Annotated in this window: 19 protein-coding genes; 12 read left to right on the forward strand and 7 right to left on the reverse strand. The window is 69.2% G+C overall.

What is annotated here, in order from left to right; translation table 11 throughout:
- The first annotated feature begins 14 nt into the window (after positions 1 to 14).
- The 6 genes from rbfA (at position 15) to truB (ending at position 5,684) form a co-directional block, all read left to right on the forward strand.
- Entirely contained in the window at positions 15 to 455 is a 441-nt protein-coding gene (rbfA, locus tag ACQEVO_RS05445; RefSeq protein WP_432909443.1) for a 30S ribosome-binding factor RbfA, read from the forward strand.
- 12 nt (positions 456 to 467) lie between these two features.
- Complete coding sequence (locus ACQEVO_RS05450) at positions 468 to 1,475, forward strand: DHH family phosphoesterase (protein WP_432909445.1); 1,008 nt, start codon at positions 468 to 470, stop codon at positions 1,473 to 1,475.
- A gap of 186 nt (positions 1,476 to 1,661) precedes the next feature.
- Positions 1,662 to 3,008: an MATE family efflux transporter gene (locus tag ACQEVO_RS05455; RefSeq protein ID WP_432922362.1), complete on the forward strand. Its 1,347-nt coding sequence runs from the start codon at positions 1,662 to 1,664 to the stop codon at positions 3,006 to 3,008.
- 112 nt (positions 3,009 to 3,120) lie between these two features.
- Positions 3,121 to 4,080 carry a metallophosphoesterase family protein gene (locus tag ACQEVO_RS05460; RefSeq protein ID WP_432909447.1) on the forward strand — a complete coding sequence of 320 codons (960 nt, stop codon included), beginning with the start codon at positions 3,121 to 3,123 and terminating at the stop codon, positions 4,078 to 4,080.
- Positions 4,081 to 4,116: 36 nt separating this feature from the next.
- Entirely contained in the window at positions 4,117 to 4,785 is a 669-nt protein-coding gene (npt, locus tag ACQEVO_RS05465; protein ID WP_432909449.1) for a 4'-phosphopantetheinyl transferase Npt, read from the forward strand.
- Positions 4,785 to 5,684, forward strand: coding sequence for a tRNA pseudouridine(55) synthase TruB (truB, locus tag ACQEVO_RS05470; RefSeq protein WP_432909450.1), 900 nt, complete (start codon positions 4,785 to 4,787; stop codon positions 5,682 to 5,684). Before npt ends, truB begins: the two co-directional genes overlap by 1 nt.
- A 435-nt stretch (positions 5,685 to 6,119) precedes the next feature.
- On the opposite strand, the gene ACQEVO_RS05475 is transcribed toward truB, so the two are convergent.
- Genes ACQEVO_RS05475 through ACQEVO_RS05485 form a run of 3 tightly spaced genes read right to left on the reverse strand, consistent with a single transcriptional unit; the run spans position 6,120 to position 8,304 of the window.
- A complete protein-coding gene (locus ACQEVO_RS05475) occupies positions 6,120 to 6,800 on the reverse strand; it encodes a GntR family transcriptional regulator (RefSeq protein ID WP_432909452.1) in 681 nt (226 codons plus the stop codon).
- The gene (locus ACQEVO_RS05480; RefSeq protein ID WP_432909454.1) at positions 6,787 to 7,518 is read right to left on the reverse strand and encodes a maleate cis-trans isomerase family protein; all 732 of its coding nucleotides are present in this window, start codon (positions 7,516 to 7,518) and stop codon (positions 6,787 to 6,789) included. Before ACQEVO_RS05480 ends, ACQEVO_RS05475 begins: the two co-directional genes overlap by 14 nt.
- A gap of 45 nt (positions 7,519 to 7,563) precedes the next feature.
- Positions 7,564 to 8,304 carry a maleate cis-trans isomerase family protein gene (locus ACQEVO_RS05485; RefSeq protein WP_280401473.1) on the reverse strand — a complete coding sequence of 247 codons (741 nt, stop codon included), beginning with the start codon at positions 8,302 to 8,304 and terminating at the stop codon, positions 7,564 to 7,566.
- Positions 8,305 to 8,390: 86 nt separating this feature from the next.
- Here ACQEVO_RS05485 and ACQEVO_RS05490 point away from each other — a divergent pair, with 86 nt between their 5' ends.
- Positions 8,391 to 9,356 carry a D-2-hydroxyacid dehydrogenase gene (locus ACQEVO_RS05490; protein ID WP_432909457.1) on the forward strand — a complete coding sequence of 322 codons (966 nt, stop codon included), beginning with the start codon at positions 8,391 to 8,393 and terminating at the stop codon, positions 9,354 to 9,356.
- 13 nt (positions 9,357 to 9,369) lie between these two features.
- Complete coding sequence (locus tag ACQEVO_RS05495) at positions 9,370 to 10,773, forward strand: amidase (protein WP_432909459.1); 1,404 nt, start codon at positions 9,370 to 9,372, stop codon at positions 10,771 to 10,773.
- 191 nt (positions 10,774 to 10,964) lie between these two features.
- Here the strand turns inward: ACQEVO_RS05495 and ACQEVO_RS05500 are convergent, their stop codons facing one another.
- From ACQEVO_RS05500 to ACQEVO_RS05515, 4 genes are all read right to left on the reverse strand, one after another.
- Complete coding sequence (locus ACQEVO_RS05500) at positions 10,965 to 11,612, reverse strand: LysE family translocator (RefSeq protein WP_432909461.1); 648 nt, start codon at positions 11,610 to 11,612, stop codon at positions 10,965 to 10,967.
- Positions 11,613 to 11,673: 61 nt separating this feature from the next.
- Positions 11,674 to 12,168, reverse strand: coding sequence for a DUF3830 family protein (locus tag ACQEVO_RS05505; RefSeq protein WP_432909463.1), 495 nt, complete (start codon positions 12,166 to 12,168; stop codon positions 11,674 to 11,676).
- A gap of 63 nt (positions 12,169 to 12,231) precedes the next feature.
- Positions 12,232 to 13,479 carry an aspartate aminotransferase family protein gene (locus tag ACQEVO_RS05510; RefSeq protein ID WP_432909465.1) on the reverse strand — a complete coding sequence of 416 codons (1,248 nt, stop codon included), beginning with the start codon at positions 13,477 to 13,479 and terminating at the stop codon, positions 12,232 to 12,234.
- A gap of 142 nt (positions 13,480 to 13,621) precedes the next feature.
- On the reverse strand, positions 13,622 to 14,365 hold the full coding sequence (locus ACQEVO_RS05515; RefSeq protein WP_432909467.1) for a metal-dependent transcriptional regulator: 744 nt from the start codon (positions 14,363 to 14,365) through the stop codon (positions 13,622 to 13,624).
- A 123-nt stretch (positions 14,366 to 14,488) separates the two neighbouring features.
- On the opposite strand from ACQEVO_RS05515, the gene ACQEVO_RS05520 reads away from it, so the two are divergent.
- The 4 genes from ACQEVO_RS05520 (at position 14,489) to ACQEVO_RS05535 (ending at position 19,993) form a co-directional block, all read left to right on the forward strand.
- Entirely contained in the window at positions 14,489 to 15,454 is a 966-nt protein-coding gene (locus ACQEVO_RS05520) for a bifunctional riboflavin kinase/FAD synthetase (protein ID WP_432909469.1), read from the forward strand.
- A 187-nt stretch (positions 15,455 to 15,641) separates the two neighbouring features.
- Positions 15,642 to 15,911: a 30S ribosomal protein S15 gene (gene rpsO, locus ACQEVO_RS05525; protein WP_432909471.1), complete on the forward strand. Its 270-nt coding sequence runs from the start codon at positions 15,642 to 15,644 to the stop codon at positions 15,909 to 15,911.
- Between the two features lie 397 nt (positions 15,912 to 16,308).
- Positions 16,309 to 18,606: a polyribonucleotide nucleotidyltransferase gene (locus ACQEVO_RS05530; protein ID WP_432909473.1), complete on the forward strand. Its 2,298-nt coding sequence runs from the start codon at positions 16,309 to 16,311 to the stop codon at positions 18,604 to 18,606.
- Positions 18,581 to 19,993, forward strand: coding sequence for a M16 family metallopeptidase (locus ACQEVO_RS05535; protein WP_432909475.1), 1,413 nt, complete (start codon positions 18,581 to 18,583; stop codon positions 19,991 to 19,993). The genes ACQEVO_RS05530 and ACQEVO_RS05535 overlap by 26 nt, the downstream gene beginning before the upstream one ends.
- The last annotated feature ends 26 nt before the right edge of the window (positions 19,994 to 20,019 follow it).

The following is a 20,019-nucleotide window of genomic DNA, read 5'->3' on the forward strand; positions in this document are numbered from 1 at the left end:
GGAAAGGAGCGGCCATGGTGGATCAAGCCAGGGCACGCCGGCTCGCCAAACGAATCGCCGCGATCGTGGCCACCGCGATCGAATACGAGATCAAGGATCCGCGGCTGGGTTTCGTCACGATCACCGATGCCAAGGTCACCGGTGATCTGCGCGAGGCGACCGTCTATTACACCGTCATGGGCGAAACCGTCGACGCCGAACCGGACTACCCCGCGGCCGCGGCCGGGCTGGAGAAGGCCAAGGGCGTGCTGCGGTCGAAGGTGGGCGCCGGGACCGGGGTGAAATTCACGCCGACCCTGGCCTTCGTGCTCGACACCGTGCCCGACGCCGCCCGGCAGATGGAGGATCTGCTGGCCCGCGCCCGCGCCGCCGACGATGCTGTCGCCCGGGTGGCGGCGGACGCGAAACCCGCGGGCGAGGCGGATCCGTACAAAACACCCCGCGACGACGACTGAGCTGCGGCCGTCATGACCACAACCGGCGCCGCTGTGGACTACTCCGCGGCCGTACGGGTGCTGGACGCCGCGCGTTCGGTGACCATCCTCTGCCATGTCCAGCCCGATGCCGACACTCTCGGTAGCGGGCTGGCGCTGGCGCAGGTCCTCGACAGGCGGGGCATTCCCGTGTGGGTGTCCTTCGCCGAACCCGCCGAGCTGCCGTTCGTACTGCGCACACTGCCCGGAACGCGGTTCGTGGTGCCACCCGCCGAGGTGCCGGCCGAGGTGGATCTGCTGGTCACCGTCGATTGCGGCAGCGCCGGGCGGCTCGGCTCCCTGGCCGACCGGCTGCCGGGGGCGCGCACCACTCTGGTGATCGACCACCATCGGTCCAATACCCGGTTCGGTGCCACGAACCTGATCGATCCCGACGCGGTTTCCACGGCCAGCGTGCTCACCGCGCTGCTGGATCTGTGGAAGGAGCCGATCGACGCCGATATCGCGCACTGCCTGTTCGCCGGGCTGGTCACCGACAGCGGATCGTTCCGGTGGGTCACCCCGGGCACCCATACGCTCGCCGAACGCCTGCTGGCCACCGGGATCGACGGCGCCGCCATCACCCGCACCCTGATGGACACCCACCCGTTCGCCTGGCTGCGGATGCTGTCCACGGTGCTCGCCTCCGCGCGGCTCGAGCCCGCGGCCCACGACGGGACCGGGCTGGTCGCCGCGTTCGTACTGGCCACGGATCTGGCCGGGGTCCGTCAGGAAGAGGCCGAAAGCGTCGTCGATATCGTGCGTGCCACCGCGGAAGCCGGGATCGCGGCGGTGTTCAAGGAAGCGCGCCCGGTGGACGGGCGGCGGCGGTGGACGGTATCGCTGCGCTCGAAGGACAGCGGTCCGGGCACCGACGACGGCGCCGATGTCGCCGCGATTGCCACCGGGCTCGGCGGCGGCGGGCACCGCTACGCGGCCGGGTACACGACCTACGGCGAGCCCGAGGAGATCCTCGACCAGCTCCGCGTCGCGCTGGATTGACGGTCCACTGCCGGATGGATAGGCAATCTCGGCAGGCGGCGCCGTCGGTTGCCGGTGGGAGCGCGCAGAGCGACGCGATGGGTGCACTCGGTGTCCGAGGGTTCGGCTAACGTGCTCGGCGGCGGGATGAGCGCCGCCCGCGACCCGAGTTGAGTCGCGATGGGTGAGTACGGACGGGGAGTGGCAATGCAGGCGGAGGCGACCGCGTCGTCGGTGGACGTGGATGCCGGGCCGCGGCGGATCCTGGCGCTGGCCCTGCCGACTCTCGGTGTGCTGGTGGCCGAGCCGATCTATCTGCTGTTCGATCTCGCGGTGGTGGGCCGGCTCGGTGCGCTGGCGCTGGCCGGGCTCGCGGTGGGCGGTCTGATCCTCGCCCAGGTCAGTTCACAGCTGACCTTCCTCGCGTACGGCACCACGGCCCGCTCGGCCCGCCGGCACGGTGCGGGGGACGACACCGGTGCGGTCGAGGAGGGCGTGCAGGCGAGCTGGCTGGCCGGCGGTATCGGGCTGCTGATCCTGGTGGTGGTTCAGCTCGCGGCGGTACCGATCGCCGGCGCCATCGCGGGGAACGGCGAGATCGCGGGCGAGGCCCTGGCCTGGCTGCGGATCGCGCTGTTCGGGGTGCCGCTGATTCTGCTGGCCATGGCCGGAAACGGCTGGATGCGCGGTGTTCAGCAGACCCGCCGGCCGCTCACCTATGTGGTTGCCGGGTTGGCGCTGTCGGCGGTTCTGTGCCCCCTGCTGGTGCACGGTCTCGCCGGGATGCCGCGGATGGGATTGCCGGGGTCGGCGGTGGCCAATGTGCTCGGCCAGCTCGTGACAGCGGGGTTGTTCGTGAGCGCGCTGGCCCGCGCCCGGGTGCCGCTGGCGCCGCGACTCACGGTGATGAAATCGCAGTTGATCCTCGGCCGCGATCTCATCGCGCGCAGCCTCGCCTTCCAGGCCTGCTTCGTCTCCGCGGCGGCGGTGGCCTCCCGGTTCGGGGCACCCTCGGTGGCGGCGCATCAGCTGGTACTGCAGCTGTGGAATTTCCTCGCCTTGACGCTCGATTCGCTGGCCATCGCGGCGCAGACGTTGGTGGGTTCGGCGCTGGGCGCACGCAACGCGGCCGGCGCGCGGTCGGTGGCCCGCCGGGTCACCGCCTGGTCCACGGTGTTCGCACTGGGGCTGGCCGCGGTATTCGCGGCGGGCGCGGCGTGGATACCGCCGCTGTTCACCACCGACGCCGCGGTACTGGACCGGACCGGCGTCGTCTGGTGGTTCTTCGTGGTGATGATCCCGGTGGCGGGGGTGGTGTTCGCGCTCGACGGTGTCCTGCTGGGTGCCGGCGACGCCGCCTACCTGCGCACCACCACGCTGGGGGCCGCGCTGCTCGGTTTCCTGCCCGCGATCTGGCTGTCACTGGTGTTCGACTGGGGGATCGGCGGAATCTGGTGCGGGCTGATCGCGTTCATGCTGTTGCGGCTGGCGGCGGTGAGCGCACGCTGGTTGTCGGGCCGATGGGTCCGCGTCGGAGCCGAGATCCCCGCATGAGCGAGGCGGTGGCGCAGCGTCACCACGCGGAGCCCGTGCTCGGGTTCCGCGGACACGGCGTGATCGGTATGTGTGCGGCGGGACCGGCCCGCGATATGCGAAGGTAGGTGTGGTGATACCCAAGTTGATGGCGGTGAGCGATATCCATGTCGGTCACCAGGGCAACAAACCCGTCGTCGAGGAGATCCGGCCCGATTCCCCGGAGGATTGGCTGATCGTCGCCGGTGATGTCGCCGAACGCAGCGACGATATCCGGTGGGCGCTGAAACTCCTACGCGAGCGTTTCGCGAAGGTGATCTGGGTGCCGGGGAACCACGAACTGTGGACGACCGCGAAGGATCCGGTGCAGATGCACGGCGCCGCGCGATACGACTACCTGGTGGCCATGTGCCGCGATCTGGACGTGGTCACCCCGGAGGACCCGTTCCCGGTGTGGACCGGCGCGGGCGCCGAGGCCTACGGCGGTGCGGTGACCGTCGCCCCGTTGTTCCTGCTCTACGACTACAGCTTCCTGCCCGCGGGAACGCGCACCAAGGCCGAGGGGCTCGCGCTGGCCAAGGACCGCAATGTCGTGGCCACCGACGAATTCCTGCTCTCCCCGGACCCCTACCTCACCCGGGACGCCTGGTGTGAGGCGCGGCTGCGCGCCACCCGCCGCAAGCTCGACAACCTGCCCGACGCGACACCGCTGGTGCTGATCAACCATTTCCCGCTGGTCCGCGAACCCACCGATATGCTCTGGTACCCCGAATTCGCGCTGTGGTGCGGAACGGAGCAGACAGCGGATTGGCATACGCGCTACAACGTGGTCTGCGCGGTCTACGGTCATCTGCACATTCCCCGGACCACCTACTACGACGGTGTGCGATTCGAGGAGGTCTCGCTGGGCTACCCGCGGGAGTGGCAGAAGCGCGGTAAACCCGAGAAGCTGCTGCGCCAGATCCTGCCCGACCCGCAGTACCGCCCGGGCGACCTGAACGAGTGGGGCGGTCATTTCGAGGTGACACCGGAGATGGCGGAGGCGGCCGCCGAGATGCGCGCCAAGGCCGAGCGCCGCCGCGGGCTCGCCTGAGCCGATGCCCGACGGCACCCAGTAGGCTCACCGACGATGATCGAGACAATCCTGCCCGCCGATGTCGCCTCCGCCGAGTTGCTCGACTATCCGGAGGACCTGAAACCGCATCCCGCCGAGGAACCGCTGATCGCGAAATCGGTGGAGAAGCGGCGCCGCGATTTCATCGGCGCCCGCCATTGCGCCCGCCAGGCGCTGGCCCAGCTGGGCGAGCCGCCGGTAGCGATCGGAAAAGGGGAGCGCGGTGCGCCGGTCTGGCCGCGCGGGATCGTCGGCAGCCTCACCCACTGTGACGGGTTCCGCGGCGCGGCGCTGGCGCACAAGATGCGCTACCGGTCGATCGGGATCGACGCCGAACCTCATGAAACCCTGCCCGAGGGCGTGCTGGATTCGGTGAGCCTGCCCGCGGAACGGGAGTGGTTGCGGAGCACCGATTCCCGGCTGCACCTGGACCGGCTGCTGTTCTGCGCGAAAGAAGCCACCTACAAGGCATGGTTCCCGCTCACCACCCGCTGGCTGGGTTTCGAGGACGCGCACATCACCTTCACGGTCGAGGAGGAGGGCGCCGAATCGGGAGCGGGCACGTTCCGGTCGCAACTGCTGGTTCCCGGGCAGACCGGTGACGGCGGTCTGCCGCTGACCTCGTTCGACGGCCGCTGGCAGATCACCGGCGGCTTCATCCTCACCGCGATCGCGCACAGCTGATGGCCGATCTCCTGGGCGGTGTGCTGATCGTCGACAAACCCAGCGGCCCGACCAGCCACGATATCGTGGCCCGCGCCCGGAAACTGCTGCACACCAAGAAGGTCGGGCATGCCGGCACGCTCGATCCGATGGCCACCGGTGTGCTGGTGCTGGGCGTCGAGCGTGCCACCAAACTGCTCGGGCTGCTCACCCTCACCACCAAGGCCTACACCGCCACGATCCGGCTGGGGTGCGCCACCACCACCGACGACGCCGAGGGCGAGATCCTGACCACCGCGGCGGCCGGGCACGTCACCGACGCCGATATCGCCCGGGAAGTCGCTGTGCTGAGCGGTGAGATCCAGCAGGTGCCGGCGACGGTGAGCGCCATCAAGGTCGGTGGCGAACGCGCCTACGCTCGGCATCGCGCCGGGGAAGAGGTGAAACTCGCCGCCCGGCCGGTCACCGTTTCCCGATTCGAGGTGCTGGCCCGACGCGATATCGCAGAGCTCGATCTGGTGGATCTCGATGTGGTCGTCGAATGCTCGTCGGGAACCTATGTCCGTGCTCTGGCCCGCGATCTGGGCGCCGCGCTGGGTGTGGGCGGTCATCTGACCGCGTTGCGCCGTACCCGGGTCGGGCCCTTCACCCTGGAGCACGCACGGACCCTCGACCAGCTCGCGGACGATCCCGCGCCGAGCCTCGATATGGATGCCGCGGTGCGCTTGTCGTTCCCGCACCGCCTGATCGACGCCGCGGAGGTGGAAAAGCTTCGGGACGGCCGCTGGCTCGAACCGGCCGGCGTCACGGGCGTGTACGCCGCGCTCACCGAGGACGGCCGCGCCATCGCACTCCTGCAGGAGAAGGGCACCCGAGCGTCGCCCGTCCTGGTGGTGCGCCCGCGCGGCCTGGTGGACTGAAGTCCCGCGCCGCGCGCTGCGGCGGCACCCATGTCCGGTGGCCGCCTCGAGGTGAGCGACCGCGGAGCGCCTCCGGGCCGAACCCGTCGGCCCGCGGCCCTGGACCGGATACGAGGCACGCCGTCGGCTACACAGCGGGTGCCGGCGACACCGGTGCGTACGGGATTCGGCCCCGCAGCCGACGAACGGCGGTGTGGTGATCGGCCGGGGCCGGCGGTTGCCGTCCTGTGACGGCCACCATTCGCGGCCGGTGCGCATCCGCTGCCGGGTCCGGGGAATCGAGCAGCCGCCCGATCACCTGGGTCAGGGCGACCGAGCCCGGCACGGCTGCGGTTGCCCGGAGATCCGGTGCGACGGACGGGAGTGGCCGCTGGGTTCTGCGCCCTGGCGGTCGGATTGTCTCAGGGCCCCGGACCCGGCCGCGCGCTGTCCGGTTCAGCCCGCGACGGGCTCTTCCGCGTATTTGCTGCGCAGGCGCTGGACCGCGTCGTCCATATGATCGCGCAGCAGGCGGTGGGCCCGGTCCGGTGTGGCGGCGCCGATCGCCTCGCGCAGTGCCACGTGCTCGTCGGCCTGAACGCCCAGATCGGGGTAGGTGGTCTGCAATTTGCCCAGGCACATCCGGGTTTCGATGAGCAGGGTGCGGGCCGCGCGCACGAGCCGGGTGCTCCCGGCCGCCGCCACCAGGGCCTCGTGGAACTGCTGGTCGGCATCGGAGACACCGGCGGCGTCGCCCGCCGCGGCCCGCTCGGCCATGGCCAGCACACTCGGTGCCAAGGCCTCGTAGGCGATATCCCGGCGGCCGTCGAGAATCAGGGCGAGCGCGCCGCCTTCGATCGCGGTGCGGGCCCGATAGATATCGACGACATCGGCGAGGGTGAGTTCGATGACGAAGATGCCCCGGTTGCGGATGCTGTGCAGCAGCCCCTCCGACACCAGCCGCTGCATGGCTTCCCGGACCGGCCCGCGGGACACCCCGAACTGGGCCGCGAGATCGGCCTCGCCCAGCTGCTCACCGGGTTCCAGCGCGCCGCGCATGATCGCTTCCCGGAGTTTGTCGGCGATCATCTCCGCGGTGGAGCGCTGATTGACGGGTTCGAAATCAACTACCGACATATGCGGGCCTTTCCGCGAACAGTGCACCCAGTGACGGCGAGATCCGGGTCGCCCCCGCCAGCCGCAGGCCCTCCCAGATGGTCACCTGATTGGCGGTGAGTACCGGTTTGCCCAGCGCGGCCTCCAGCCGGGGCAGTACCTCGAGGGTGTGCATGGCGGTATCGGGAATCAGCAGTGCTTCCGCTTCGGGATGGTCGTTGGCCCGGGCCAGCGCCAGTACCTGATCGGCGTCGAGGGTGCCGACCTCGGCGGCGGTTTCGATCCCGGCGCTCGCGAATCCGGCCACCGTGATTCCGGCGTCGGCCAGGAAATCGGCGAACAGCCGCGCCACATCCTCGGGATAGCTCGCCGCAACGGCCACCCGGCGCACGCCCAGCGCCCGGGCCGCGGCCACGAACGCGAAACTGGTGCTGGAAGCGGGGACGCCCGCCGCCTCGGACAGCCCGCGGACCTGCTCGCGTGCGCCCTCGGGGCCGTAGACGAAGCTACCGGAGGTGCACGCCCAGACCACCGCGTCGGGGTGATGGGCGGCGAGTTGTGCGGCGCCGTGGCGGAGTTTTTCCGGGCTGCCCAGGTCCAGCAGTTCGGGCACGGCATGCAGATCGGTGCCGTAGATATGGGCCACCGGCAGCCGGGCGTCCAGCAGCGCTTCCGCCCGCGGGTAATCGTCCTCGGCGGCGTGGTCGGGGTAGATGAATCCGATGGTCGGTGCCGGCATGGGTTCTCCGTTTCGGGGCTGGGATTCGTTCGGGGACATCATCTTTCAGAACACCTCCAGCAGCCAGCGGCCGGGACCCATCATCGGCAGCTTCATCCGCCCGAGACAGGCCCACATGGTGAGCTGATTGGCCGTGAGAATGGGTTTGCCCAGCACCTTCTCGAGCGGTTCGATGATGTCGTAGGTGGGCAGGTTCGTGCAGCTGACGAAGATCGCCTCGGCACGCGGATCGTCGGCGCCGAGAATGCGTTCGGCGATGGTGCGGTAGTTGACCTTCCAGATCCCGCCACCCAGGCCCAGATGGTCGGAACGGACCACCGAACAGCCGGCTTCGCCCAGGAAATCGCGCAGTTTGCCGGTGAGGATCTCGTCGTAGGGGGTCATGATCGACAGGCTGGTGATACCGAGATGCTGGATCGCCTCGAGTAACGCGCCGGAGGTGGTGACCGCGTTGGCGGCACCGGCGCGGCAGATCGTTTCGCGTAGCGAGCGTTCGTATTCGATGCCCTTGATGAAACTGCCGCTGGTACACAGATAGGCCACGACCTCGGGCTCCACGTGCAGGACGTTGCGGGTCGCGGCGGTGAGATGGGTGGCGTCGGACACCAGTTCGGCCATGGCCAGCGAGACCGGTACCGGTTCGTAGGGGGTACGGGCCAGGTGCAGGCTCACTTCCAGCGGCGCCCATCGCCACAGTTCCCGCTCCAGGGCCAGATCGAACGGTGCGATGACACCGATGCCCCGTTGCGCGACCGGGCCCTCGATATCGGGAAAATCGAACTCCACTGTGGCCCCTCTCGCGCTCAGCCGGGTAGACCTCCGAGAACGATCGGATTGTTGACAATCATACGATGTGATCATACTGTGTCAATATGAAATCGGGCCCCATCGTCACGGTTGTGCACAGTGACCAGCAGCCCGATCCGGCCCTGATGGCGCCGGTCAGTGCCCGGGCCGCGGTGCGCTACACCGATTCGGCCGGGTTGGCCGAGGCGCTGCCCGGTACCGAAGTGCTGTTCGTCTACGACTTCCAGACCCACGCCCTGCCCGCCGCCTGGCCGGCGGCCGACAGGCTGCGCTGGGTGCATATCGGCGCCACCGGTGTCGATACGGTCATGTTCGACGAACTGCGCGACAGCGAGGTCGTGGTCACCAATACCCGCGGGGTGTTCGATACCGCGATCGCCGAATACGTCCTCGGACAGATCCTCGATTTCGCCAAGGATCTCTCCGGATCGAACCGGTTGCAGCAGGAAGAGGTCTGGCAGCACCGCGAATCGGAGCGGATCGCCGGATCCACCGCGCTCATCGTCGGCACCGGGTCCATCGGGCGGGCCATCGCCGGTCTGCTGCGGGCAGCCGGCATGCACATCCGGGCCGTGGGCCGCCGGGCCCGCACCGGGGATCCCGACTTCGGCGTCGTCGCCACCGATCTGTACGCCGAACTCCCCGGCGCCGACTACGTCGTCGCCATCGCGCCGTTGACCGACGACACCCGCTATATGTTCGACGCCCGGGCCTTCGGTGCCATGAAACCGCATGCCCGGTTCGTCAATGTGGGCCGCGGGGAGCTCGTGGTCACCGACGATCTGGTCACCGCGCTGGAAACGGGCGCGATCGCGGGCGCGGCGCTGGATGTGGTGGATCCGGAACCGCTACCGCCCGGGCATCCGCTGTGGCAGCTGCCGAACGCGCGTATCACCCCGCACAACTCGGGTGATTTCACCGGCTGGCGTAACGAGATCGTCACCGCGTTCACCACCAATTTCGACCACTGGCTGGCCGGCCGGCCGTTGGACAACGTCGTCGACAAGACGCTGGGGTACGTGCCCGGCTGAAGGAGCGCCGCAGATGAACCAGCCCGAGCAACCCCGCCCGGCCGATCCCGCCGAGATGACCGCGGTCGAACTGGTCTCGGCCTATGCCGCCGGGACGCTGTCCCCGGTCGAAGCGACCGAGGCCGTACTCGCCGCGATCAGCGCGCGGGATGCCGATATCAACGCCTACTGCCTCGTCGACCCCGACCGGGCGCTGGTCCAGGCCAAGGATTCCGAGGCACGCTGGCAGTCCGGGCATGTCCGCGGGCTGCTCGACGGCGTGCCGATCTCGATCAAGGACATCTTTCTCACCGAGGACTGGCCCACGCGCCGCGGCTCGCTGAGCATCGGCCCGGAAGGGCCCTGGCCGGTGGACAGTCCGGTCGCGGCGCGGGTGCGTGAGGACGGCATGGTGATGGTGGGTAAGACCACCACGCCCGAAATCGCCTGGAAGGGCGTAACGGACAGCCCGCTGACCGGTATCACCCGCAACCCGGTCGACCCCGCGCGCACCGCCGGTGGCTCCTCCGGTGGCAGTGCGGCCGCGGTCGCCGCCGGGATGGGCCCGGTCTCGGTCGGTACCGACGGCGGCGGCAGCGTACGGATTCCCGCCGCGTTCTGCGGGATCGTCGGGTTCAAACCCACCCACGGCCGCATCCCGCTGTACCCGGCCAGCCCGTTCGGCCCGCTGGCCCATGCCGGCCCGCTGACCCGTACGGTCGAGGACGCGGCACTCCTGCTGGATATCCTCGCTCTGCCGGACCCGCGTGACCCCACGGCACTGGCTCCGACGCTGACCACGTTCCGTGGCCAGATCCAGCGCGATGTCCGCGGCGTGACCGCCGCCTATTCGCCGACGCTGGGCTACGTGCGACCCGAGCCGGAAGTCGAGGCGATCGTATCCGGGGCCGTCACCGCCCTCGAGGAGGCCGGGCTGCGCGTCTCGGCGGCCGACCCCGGATTCACCGATCCACGGGAAGCCTTCGACGTGATGTGGGCGGCGGGCGCCGCGGCGATGCTCGCGAATTTCCCGCCGGGTGCCCGCGAGAACGCCGACCCGGGCCTGCGCCGGGTCTGGGAGCGCGGCGAAACTCTTTCCGCGACCGACTATCTCGACGCCCGCGCCGTGGCCGCCCAGGTGGCGATCACCATGGGTACGTTCCACACCGTCTACGACCTGCTCATCACGCCCACGGTGCCGATCACCGCGTTCACCGCGGGGCATGATGTGCCTCCGGGCAGCGGGATGTCGGATTGGCCGGACTGGACCCCCTACACCTATCCGTTCAACCTCACCCAGCAGCCCGCGCTGAGTATCCCCGCCGGGCGCACCAGCGAAGGTTTGCCGGTGGGGCTGCAGATCATCGGCCCCCGGCACTCCGACGACCTGGTACTGGCGGTCGGCCGGTACGCGGAGGCGGTCCTGGCGGCGCGCTGACGGCGCCGCTGTGAGTGCGCCACCCTGCGTCGCGCCGAACGCCGGGGAGAAGCAGATTCGCGGTACTCACCGTGATCGAGCCGGCGGTCCGGTGACCCCGGGGGCCCGCTGCCGACGCATCGATACGCGACCGGACCGCGGTGCGTGTGTGGTGTCGGCGCGGTGCCGTATCCGCCGGATGGCGTGTTCGTTCAGCCGGCGGCCGGTTCCGGTGGATCCCCGAACAGCACGCCGATCCCCACCGCGATGAGGGCCGCACCGGCCACTGCGTCGATGCGCCGCCGGATACCGGAATCGGCGAACTTGCGGTGCAGGGCGGCGACCGTGGTGGTGAGAACCAGATACCAGGCGGCGACGACCAGCGCCGCGACGAGTGGGAACGCGATCGCCTCGGCCACGGAGACCCTGCCGTGCGGGACGAACTGGGGGATGAGCGCGACGAAGAGCACCGCGGCCTTGGGGTTGAGAATGTTCGACAGGAACCCGCGTACGGCGTTGTCGAATGGGGTTCCGGGACGGGCCGGCGCGCCGGCGCCCGGTACGCCGCCGGGGCGTCGCGCGGTGAGCAGCGCCCGGGCGCCGAGATAGACCAGGTACAGCGCGCCGGCGACCTTCACGAGGGTGAACGCCTGCGCGGAAGCGGCCAGCAGGGCGGCGATTCCGGTCACGGCTGCCAGCACCCAGACGAATATGCCGATCGCCACGCCGAGGGTGGCGGCCGCCCCGGCCGCCCAGCCGGTCAATGCCCGGCTGACGATCACCGCCATATCCGGCCCCGGTGAGACGGCGAGGAACAGCATCACGACCGCGAACGCGGCGTATTGCCCGGCAGTGGACATCGGCGGCTCCGATCACACGGCGATGATGACGCTGAGCCGGCGTGACGCCTGCGCCTGCCCGTCAGGCCCGGGCGAAGGCGAGGGTTTCGCCCGCCACACCGTGCAACCACAGGGTATTGCAGGCGGTGGCGAGTTCGTCCAGACCGTCCTCGATGGTGGCGAAGACATTGCCGGGGACCCAGCCGAGATCGCCGTTGATCAGCAGGTTGTTGCGGCCGTAGAACAGGGCGAGATCGGTGGCGCCCTGGTCGTGGTGGGCGGCCGAGCCCGGTTCGTAGCCGTAGGCCGGGTTGCCGATTTCCCAGGGCTCGAAATCGAACAGGCAGACGTCGCCGGGAATCGGGGTGACGGTGGGGTTTTCGCGATGCGGTGCGCCGGGGATCCGGGGTACCAGGGTGTAGACCTCGTTGCGGGCGTATTTGGCGTGGAAGGCGTCGCCCTCCTGCGGAAGGGCGTTCCACACCGCCTCGCAGGTGCGCGGCGCCTGGTCGTCGAGCAGCCGGGCCCGGCAGGTGATACCGGCTTTGGTGAGGGTGATCGTCAGATAGCGCGCCATGTGTCCGTCCTGGGGGTCGTGCGGAACGACCGGCCGCGCGGGCCGGTCCGTTCGCGGGGTGGGTCAGTGGCCGATTTCGGCGAGCACCTCCGACCAGATGCCGAGGGCGTCGGCGACCTGGCTTTCGGAGACGACGAGCGGCGGGATCATGCGCACCACGTTCATATACGCACCGCAGGTCAGCAGCAGCAGGCCCTTCGCGGCGGCGAGTTGCTGGGCGGCGGTGGCGGTTTCGCGGTCGGGTGAGCCGTCGGTGGTGACGAATTCGGCACCCACGAGCAGTCCGAGACCGCGGGTGTCGCCGATGGCCTTGGATTCGGCCGCCCGTACACCCGCCAGCAGTTGTTCGCCGCGCACCCGCGCGTTCTCCACCAGGTTCTCCGATTCGATCACCTCGAGGGTGGCCAGTGCGGCCGCACAGGCCACGGCGTTGCCGCCGTAGGTGCCGCCCTGCGAACCGGGCCAGGCGGCGCTCATCAGTTCGGCCGAGGCGGCGATCCCGGAGATGGGGAACCCGCTGGCCAGGCCCTTGGCCATCGTGATCACATCGGGGCGGATACCGAAATGCTGGTGGCCGAAGAACTTTCCGGTGCGGCCGAAGCCGGTCTGGATCTCGTCGAAGATCAGCAGGATGCCGTGCCGGTCGGCGCGTTCGCGCAGACCTTCGAAGAACACCCGGTTGCCGGGGATGTAGCCGCCCTCGCCGAGTACCGGTTCCACGATGAATGCGGCGGTTTCGGCGGGGGAGGTGAGGGTGGCGAACAGGTAGTCGAGTTCGCGCAGGGCGAAGGAGGTGGCCTCCTCCTCGCTCCAGCCGTAGCGGTAGGCGGTGGGGAAGGGGGCGACGTGCACGCCGGACATGAGCGGGCTGAAACCGGCGGAGAACCGCGTGCCGGAGGTGGTCATGGTCGCGGCGGCGACGGTACGGCCGTGGAATCCCCCGTGGAAAACGATCACGTTGGGCCGGCCGGTGGCCTGGCGCGCGAGCCGCAGCGCGGCTTCGACCGCCTCACTGCCGGAGTTCGCGTAGAACACCGAATCGAGCCCCTCGGGCAGGACCGTGCCGAGGCGTTCGGTGAGTTCCAGCATCGGCCGGTGCATCACCGTCGTGTACTGGCCGTGGATCAGCTTCGCGACCTGGGCCTGGGCTGCCGCCACCACCGCCGGATGGCAGTGGCCGGTACTGGTGACCCCGATACCGGCGGTGAAATCGAGGAAACGGCGACCGTCGGTGTCGTAGAGGTAGCAGCCGGAACCGTGGTCCACGGTGACCGGGGTGGCCTGCTTCAGGATCGGGGACAGTTCGGCCATGGCGGCGCCTCCGGGACGGTCGGTGCGGCGATCCGGACCGACGGGGATTGTCGGATTGTTGACAATTATGGATAGCACGGGGGCCCGGAATCGGCAATGCCCCGGGCTCACCGCCCGCGCGTCACCGGGTGTGTCGCGGCGGTCAGTCCCGCAGCCAGATCGCCTCCGCGGCGATACTGCCCAGATCCGTGAGGTTGTCGTCGCGCCCGATCCGCACCGCGATGGTGCCCGCGAAATCGCGTCGCTCCACCACCACGATCACCGTGTCCAGAGCGATCCCCACCGAATCGAAGTACCGCAGCATCTCCGGATCGGAATCGGAGATCCGGGCCACCCGACCCGATTCGCCCGCCTCGAAATCGATCAGCTGCCGGGCCGGGGGCGTCGGCACCGCGCCGTCCACCGACGGAATCGGATCCCCGTGCGGATCCCGGTCCGGGAAGCCGAGCTTGGCATCGATACGCGCCATCAGCAGATCCGAGACCGCATGCTCGAGAATCTCCGCCTCGTCGTGCACCTCGTCCCAGCCGTAGCCGAGCTCGCTCACCAGGAACGTCTCGATCAGCCGGTGCCGGCGCACCATGGCGATCGCGGCCCGGCGGCCCTCCTCGGTCAGCGTGATCGCCCCGTAGCGGGCATGCTCCACCAGGCCCTGGTCCGACAGTTTGCGCACCGCCTCCGACACCGTCGATGCGGAGACGCCGATCCGCTCGGCGAGCAGTTTGGTGCTCACCCGCTCCTGCGACCACTCCTGGGTCGTCCAGATGACTTTCAGGTAATCCTGGGCCACCGACGACAGCCCCGGAGCGACCGAATCCCCGGCGTCGGCGAGTTCCCGTCGGGTGGCGATATCTCGTTTTCCGGGCACAACCACGAGCTTAAGCATTCGTGGCTCGATACACATATCCCGCCACCTCGGAGAAACCCCGTGTTCGCGTGCGCGTCGCCGAGCCGGACGCCCTCCCACCCGAATACGGTGCGGCCGCGTGTTTGCGTAGGCTTGGCGTCTGTGCAGAGGTGGCGAAGTCTCGACGACGTACCCGCGGACTGGGGGCGGTGCGTGCTCACGATCGGCGTGTTCGACGGTGTGCACCGCGGTCACGCGCAACTGATCAGCCGGGCGGTGAAGTCCGCTGCCGCGCGCGGGGTCCCGGCGGTGCTGATGACCTTCGATCCGCATCCGATGGAGGTGATCCGGCCGGGTTCCCATCCCGCGCAACTCACCACGCTCACGCGGCGCGCCGAACTCGCCGAGGAACTCGGGGTCGACGTGTTCTGCGTGATGCCGTTCACCCACGAATTCATGAAACTCACCCCCGCCGAATACGTGCACGATCTGCTCGTGGAACGGCTGCACGTCGCCGAGGTCGTGGTCGGCGACAATTTCACCTTCGGTAAGAAGGCCGCGGGCACCGTGTCCACCATGCGCGAGCTGGGCGCGCGATTCGGCTTCGAGGTCGATGGGGTGACGCTGCTGGGCGAACACGCCGTCACGTTCTCCTCCACCTATATCCGCGCCTGTGTGGACGCCGGGGACATGGCCGCCGCCGCCGACGCGCTGGGCCGGCCGCACCGGGTCGAAGGTGTGGTGGTGCGCGGTGACGGCCGCGGCAAGAGTCTGGGCTTCCCGACCGCCAACGTGGCCCCGCCCATGCATGCCGCCATCCCGGCCGACGGGGTGTACGCGGGCTGGTTCACCGTGCTCGGCCCGGGCCCGACCATCGGCACGGTGACACCCGGTCAGCGCGCCATGGCCGCGATCTCGGTGGGTACCAATCCGACCTTCTCCGGCCGCGCCCGCACCGTCGAGGCCTATGTGCTGGACCGGGAGGCCGATCTGTACGGTCAGCACGTGGCCGTGGATTTCGTGGACCACCTGCGCGGAATGCGGAAATTCGAGTCGATCGACGAACTGGTCGCCGCCATGGGCCGCGACGTCGATGCCGCCCGCAAAATTCTCGGCGCCGGGAACTGAGGGGTTCGCGACCCGGTGCGCCGGGTGGCGAACCGCTCCGGTAGTGTGGCTCGCCGGGTCTGCTGCGGTCCGCGGCGGCGCCCACCCCGGTGACGGCAACCGGAGAACCGCTTGTTCGCAGGCGCTTTTCCCGGCGCTCGGCCCGGGCACCTTATGCGCGGAACTGAGAAACAGGAGTGGATGCCCCATGGCGTTGACCACCGAGCAGAAGAAGACCATTCTCGCCGAGTACGGTCTGCACGAAACGGACACCGGTTCCCCGGAGGCGCAGATCGCGCTGCTGTCCAAGCGGATCTCCGAGATCACCGAGCACCTCAAGGTGCACAAGCACGATCACCACACCCGGCACGGCCTGATGGCGCTGATCGGCCGCCGCAAGCGGCTGTCGAAGTACCTGGCGGACAAGGACATCAACCGGTACCGCAGCCTGATCGAACGCCTGGGCCTGCGACGCTGAGATCGTGAACACGCCCGGTTCCGTGAGCCGGGCGGCAGGTATGCCGGCGGGGCGCATACAATCGCCTCGTCGGCATTTTCGTGCGCGGGGAGCCACCCCCGTACGAGAACGACAGAACCAGCCGTCACACCCGCGCTCGTGGCGTCGGTCTTCGGTAGTGGCTTTTCGGCCCGGGGTTGATTCGCCGGAGAGCTTCGATCGTTGACCGCCTCCGCGTCGCCGTATCCAAGGGGATCCGGCCGGGTGTACGCGCCGCAGCCTGTTATACGGCGGCCGCTGACCGCAACGGTCACCGCGGTTCCGCCGTCGCGTCGCGTCCATACCTGGTACGGCTGACACAGCCGGATCGCGCCACCGGGCGCTGTATCCGGCGAGACGAGAGGTTGAGAACAGAGATATGCAAGAAACCACCGAACGCTCGAAGAGCACGGCCATCGAGGTCGAACCGGGTGTGTTCGAATCCGTCGCGCTGATCGACAACGGCGTGTTCGGCACCCGCACCATCCGTTTCGAAACCGGCCGCCTGGCCAAACAGGCCGCCGGATCGGTCGTCGCCTACCTCGACGACGAGACCATGCTGCTGTCGGCGACCACCGCCGGTAAGCACCCCAAGGACCAGTTCGATTTCTTCCCGCTGACCGTCGATGTCGAAGAGCGGATGTACGCGGCGGGCCGGATCCCCGGATCCTTCTTCCGCCGGGAGGGCCGCCCCTCCACCGACGCGATCCTCACCTGCCGCCTGATCGACCGGCCGCTGCGCCCCTCCTTCGTCGACGGCCTGCGCAACGAGATCCAGGTCGTCGTGACGGTGCTGAGCCTGGATCCGAAGGATCTCTACGATGTGGTCGCCATCAACGCGGCCTCCGCGTCCACCCAGATCGCGGGCCTGCCGTTCTCCGGCCCGGTCGGCGGTGTGCGGGTCGCGCTGATCAACGATGCCGTGGCCGGTACCCCGGCGGGTGGCCAGTGGGTCGCCTTCCCGACCAACGAACAGCTGGAGAAGGCTGTTTTCGATATGGTCGTGGCCGGCCGGGTCACCGAAACCGGTGATGTCGCGATCATGATGGTCGAGGCGGAAGCCACCGAGAACGTGATCGAACTGGTCGAGGCCGGGGCGCAGGCGCCGACCGAAACCGTGGTCGCCGAGGGTCTGGAAGCCGCGAAGCCGTTCATCGCCCGCCTCTGCCGGGCCCAGCAGGACATGGCCGAGCTGGCGTCCAAGCCCACCGAGGATTTCCCGCTGTTCCCGCCGTACGCCGACGACGCGTACGCCGCCGTCGAGGATGCCGCCAAGGCGCCGCTGTCGGAGGCGCTGAGCATCGCCGGTAAGCAGGAGCGCGAGGAGAAGATCGACGAGATCAAACTCGACGTCCTGTCCCGTCTCGGTGCCTCGTTCGAAGGCCGCGAGAAGGAACTCGGCGCCGCCTTCCGTTCGGTGACCAAGAAGCTGGTGCGCCAGCGCATCCTCACCGACGGATTCCGCATCGACGGCCGCGGCCTGGCCGATATCCGGGCGCTGTCCGCGGAGGTCGCCGTGGTGCCGCGGGCACACGGGTCGGCGCTGTTCGAGCGCGGTGAAACCCAGATCATGGGTGTCACCACCCTCGATATGGTCAAGATGGCGCAGCAGGTCGATTCGCTCGGCCCGGAAACCTCCAAGCGCTATATGCACCACTACAACTTCCCGCCGTATTCGACCGGTGAGACCGGCCGTGTCGGCTCGCCCAAGCGGCGCGAGATCGGCCACGGTGCGCTGGCCGAGCGGGCACTGATGCCGGTGCTGCCGAGCCAGGACGAGTTCCCGTACGCCATCCGTCAGGTGTCGGAGGCGCTGAGCTCCAACGGCTCCACCTCGATGGGCTCGGTCTGTGCGTCGACCCTGTCGCTGCTCAACGCCGGTGTGCCGTTGAAGGCGCCGGTCGCGGGTATCGCCATGGGCCTGGTGTCGGACACCGTCACCAACGAGGCCGGTGCGCAGGAAGTCCGCTATGTGGCGCTGACCGATATCCTCGGCGCCGAGGATGCCTTCGGCGATATGGACTTCAAGGTCGCCGGCACCCGTGACTTCGTCACCGCCCTGCAGCTCGACACCAAGCTCGACGGCATCCCCTCGCAGGTGCTCGCCGGTGCGCTGGGCCAGGCGCACGATGCCCGCACCACCATCCTGGACGTGATGGCCGAGGCCATCGCCACCCCGGACGAGATGAGCCCCTACGCGCCGCGCGTCACCGCGATCAAGATCCCGGTCGACAAGATCGGCGAGGTGATCGGGCCCAAGGGCAAGATGATCAACCAGATCACCGACGACACCGGCGCCAATATCTCCATCGAGGACGACGGCACCGTTTTCGTCGGGGCCACCGACGGTCCGTCGGCGCAGGCCGCGATCGACGCCATCAACGCCATCGCGAACCCGCAGCTGCCCAAGGTCGGCGAGCGGTTCCTCGGCACCGTGGTCAAGACCACCGCGTTCGGCGCGTTCGTCTCGCTGCTGCCCGGTCGCGACGGCCTGGTGCACATCTCCAAGCTCGGCAACGGCAAGCGCGTGGCCAAGGTGGAGGACGTGGTGAACGTCGGCGACAAACTGCGCGTGGAGATCGCCGATATCGACAACCGCGGCAAGATCTCGCTGGTCCCCGTCGACGAGACCGCCGACGAGGCGCCCGCCGATGCGGATACCGCGGCGACCGAGTAGTACTGGTCGTGTGACGGAGCAGAAAACAGCGGCCCCCCTGCGCCCGAGTGGGCAGGGGGGTTCGTCATCGGCGTGGCGGATCGGCGAAACCGTCGATATCGACAACGGGGTGCGGCGAACCGTCCTGCCGGGCGGTCTGCGGGTGGTGACCGAGCAGGTACCCGGCGTGCGCTCGGCGTCCGTGGGGGTCTGGGTGGGCGTCGGCTCCCGCGACGAGGGCCCCACCGTCGCCGGTGCCGCGCATTTCCTGGAACATCTGCTGTTCAAGGCGACACCGACGCGGTCGGCGCTCGATATCGCCGAGGCCGTGGACGCGGTCGGCGGCGAGCTCAATGCGTTCACCGCCAAGGAACAGACCTGCTACTACGCCCATGTGGTGGACGAGGATCTACCGCTCGCGGTGGACCTGGTGAGCGATGTGGTGCTCAACGGGCTGTGCCGGGCGGTGGACGTCGACCTGGAACGGCAGGTGGTGCTCGAAGAGATCGCCATGCGCGACGACGATCCGGAAGACCTCGTCGGCGATGCCTTCCTCACCGCACTGTTCGGGGATCACCCGATCGGGCGGCCGGTCATCGGATCCATCGAGTCCATCGAAGGGATGCGCGCGAGCCAGCTGCGGTCGTTCCACCAGCGCCGGTACACCCCGGACCGGATGGTGGTGGCGGTCGCCGGCAATATCGACCACGAGCACACCGTCGAACTGGTGCACCGTGCGGTCGCGGGCCGGCTGGATCCCGCGGCCGTTCCGGCGCCCCGCCGCGAGGGCCGTTTCCGGACGCGTGCGGAGCCCGCGCTGAGCTGGAGCCACCGCGACAGCGAACAGGCGCATCTGGTGTTCGGGGTCCGGGCGTACGGCCGGCACGAGGGCCCGCGCCGCTGGCCGCTGTCGGTACTGAACACCGTGATCGGCGGTGGCCTGAGCTCGCGGCTGTTCCAGCGGATCCGGGAGGAACGCGGCCTGGCGTACTCGGTGTACTCGAGTGTGGACACCTTCGCCGATACGGGCGCGTTCTCGGTGTATCTCGGCTGCCAGCCGGAGAACCTGAACGAGGTGACGGCATTGGCGCGCGGCGTGCTCGAGGAGATCGCGGCCGACGGCATCACCGACGCCGAATGCGCCCGGGCGAAAGGCTCGTTGCGCGGCGGGCTCGTACTCGGCCTGGAGGATTCGGCGTCGCGGATGAACCGCATCGGCCGCAGCGAACTCAGCTACGGCAATCATCGCAGTGTCTCCGAAACGCTGGCCCGAATCGACGCCGTCACCACGGAGGAGGTCGGGGAGATCGCCCGGTCGCTGCTCGCCCGCCCGTTCGCGGCCGCGGTGGCCGGACCGTACCGCCGGAAACGGGATCTTCCCGCCGCGGTGACCCGGCTGGTCGGCTGAGATATCCGCCGCTCGCGCCGCGGAGC

This window comes from Nocardia sp. CA-290969, assembly GCF_050936135.1.
GTDB lineage: Bacteria > Actinomycetota > Actinomycetes > Mycobacteriales > Mycobacteriaceae > Nocardia.

Coding starts and splice junctions, on each gene's coding strand:
- npt (WP_432909449.1), top strand. CDS start 4,117: ATGATCGAGACAATCCTGCCCGCCGATGTCGCCTCCGCCGAGTTGCTC.
- ACQEVO_RS05475 (WP_432909452.1), bottom strand. CDS start 6,800: ATGTCGGTAGTTGATTTCGAACCCGTCAATCAGCGCTCCACCGCGGAG.
- ACQEVO_RS05455 (WP_432922362.1), top strand. CDS start 1,662: ATGCAGGCGGAGGCGACCGCGTCGTCGGTGGACGTGGATGCCGGGCCG.
- ACQEVO_RS05510 (WP_432909465.1), bottom strand. CDS start 13,479: ATGGCCGAACTGTCCCCGATCCTGAAGCAGGCCACCCCGGTCACCGTG.
- ACQEVO_RS05490 (WP_432909457.1), top strand. CDS start 8,391: ATGAAATCGGGCCCCATCGTCACGGTTGTGCACAGTGACCAGCAGCCC.
- rpsO (WP_432909471.1), top strand. CDS start 15,642: ATGGCGTTGACCACCGAGCAGAAGAAGACCATTCTCGCCGAGTACGGT.
- ACQEVO_RS05505 (WP_432909463.1), bottom strand. CDS start 12,168: ATGGCGCGCTATCTGACGATCACCCTCACCAAAGCCGGTATCACCTGC.
- ACQEVO_RS05535 (WP_432909475.1), top strand. CDS start 18,581: ATGCGGATACCGCGGCGACCGAGTAGTACTGGTCGTGTGACGGAGCAG.
- ACQEVO_RS05530 (WP_432909473.1), top strand. CDS start 16,309: ATGCAAGAAACCACCGAACGCTCGAAGAGCACGGCCATCGAGGTCGAA.
- ACQEVO_RS05480 (WP_432909454.1), bottom strand. CDS start 7,518: ATGCCGGCACCGACCATCGGATTCATCTACCCCGACCACGCCGCCGAG.
- rbfA (WP_432909443.1), top strand. CDS start 15: ATGGTGGATCAAGCCAGGGCACGCCGGCTCGCCAAACGAATCGCCGCG.
- ACQEVO_RS05495 (WP_432909459.1), top strand. CDS start 9,370: ATGAACCAGCCCGAGCAACCCCGCCCGGCCGATCCCGCCGAGATGACC.
- truB (WP_432909450.1), top strand. CDS start 4,785: ATGGCCGATCTCCTGGGCGGTGTGCTGATCGTCGACAAACCCAGCGGC.
- ACQEVO_RS05450 (WP_432909445.1), top strand. CDS start 468: ATGACCACAACCGGCGCCGCTGTGGACTACTCCGCGGCCGTACGGGTG.
- ACQEVO_RS05515 (WP_432909467.1), bottom strand. CDS start 14,365: ATGCTTAAGCTCGTGGTTGTGCCCGGAAAACGAGATATCGCCACCCGA.
- ACQEVO_RS05500 (WP_432909461.1), bottom strand. CDS start 11,612: ATGTCCACTGCCGGGCAATACGCCGCGTTCGCGGTCGTGATGCTGTTC.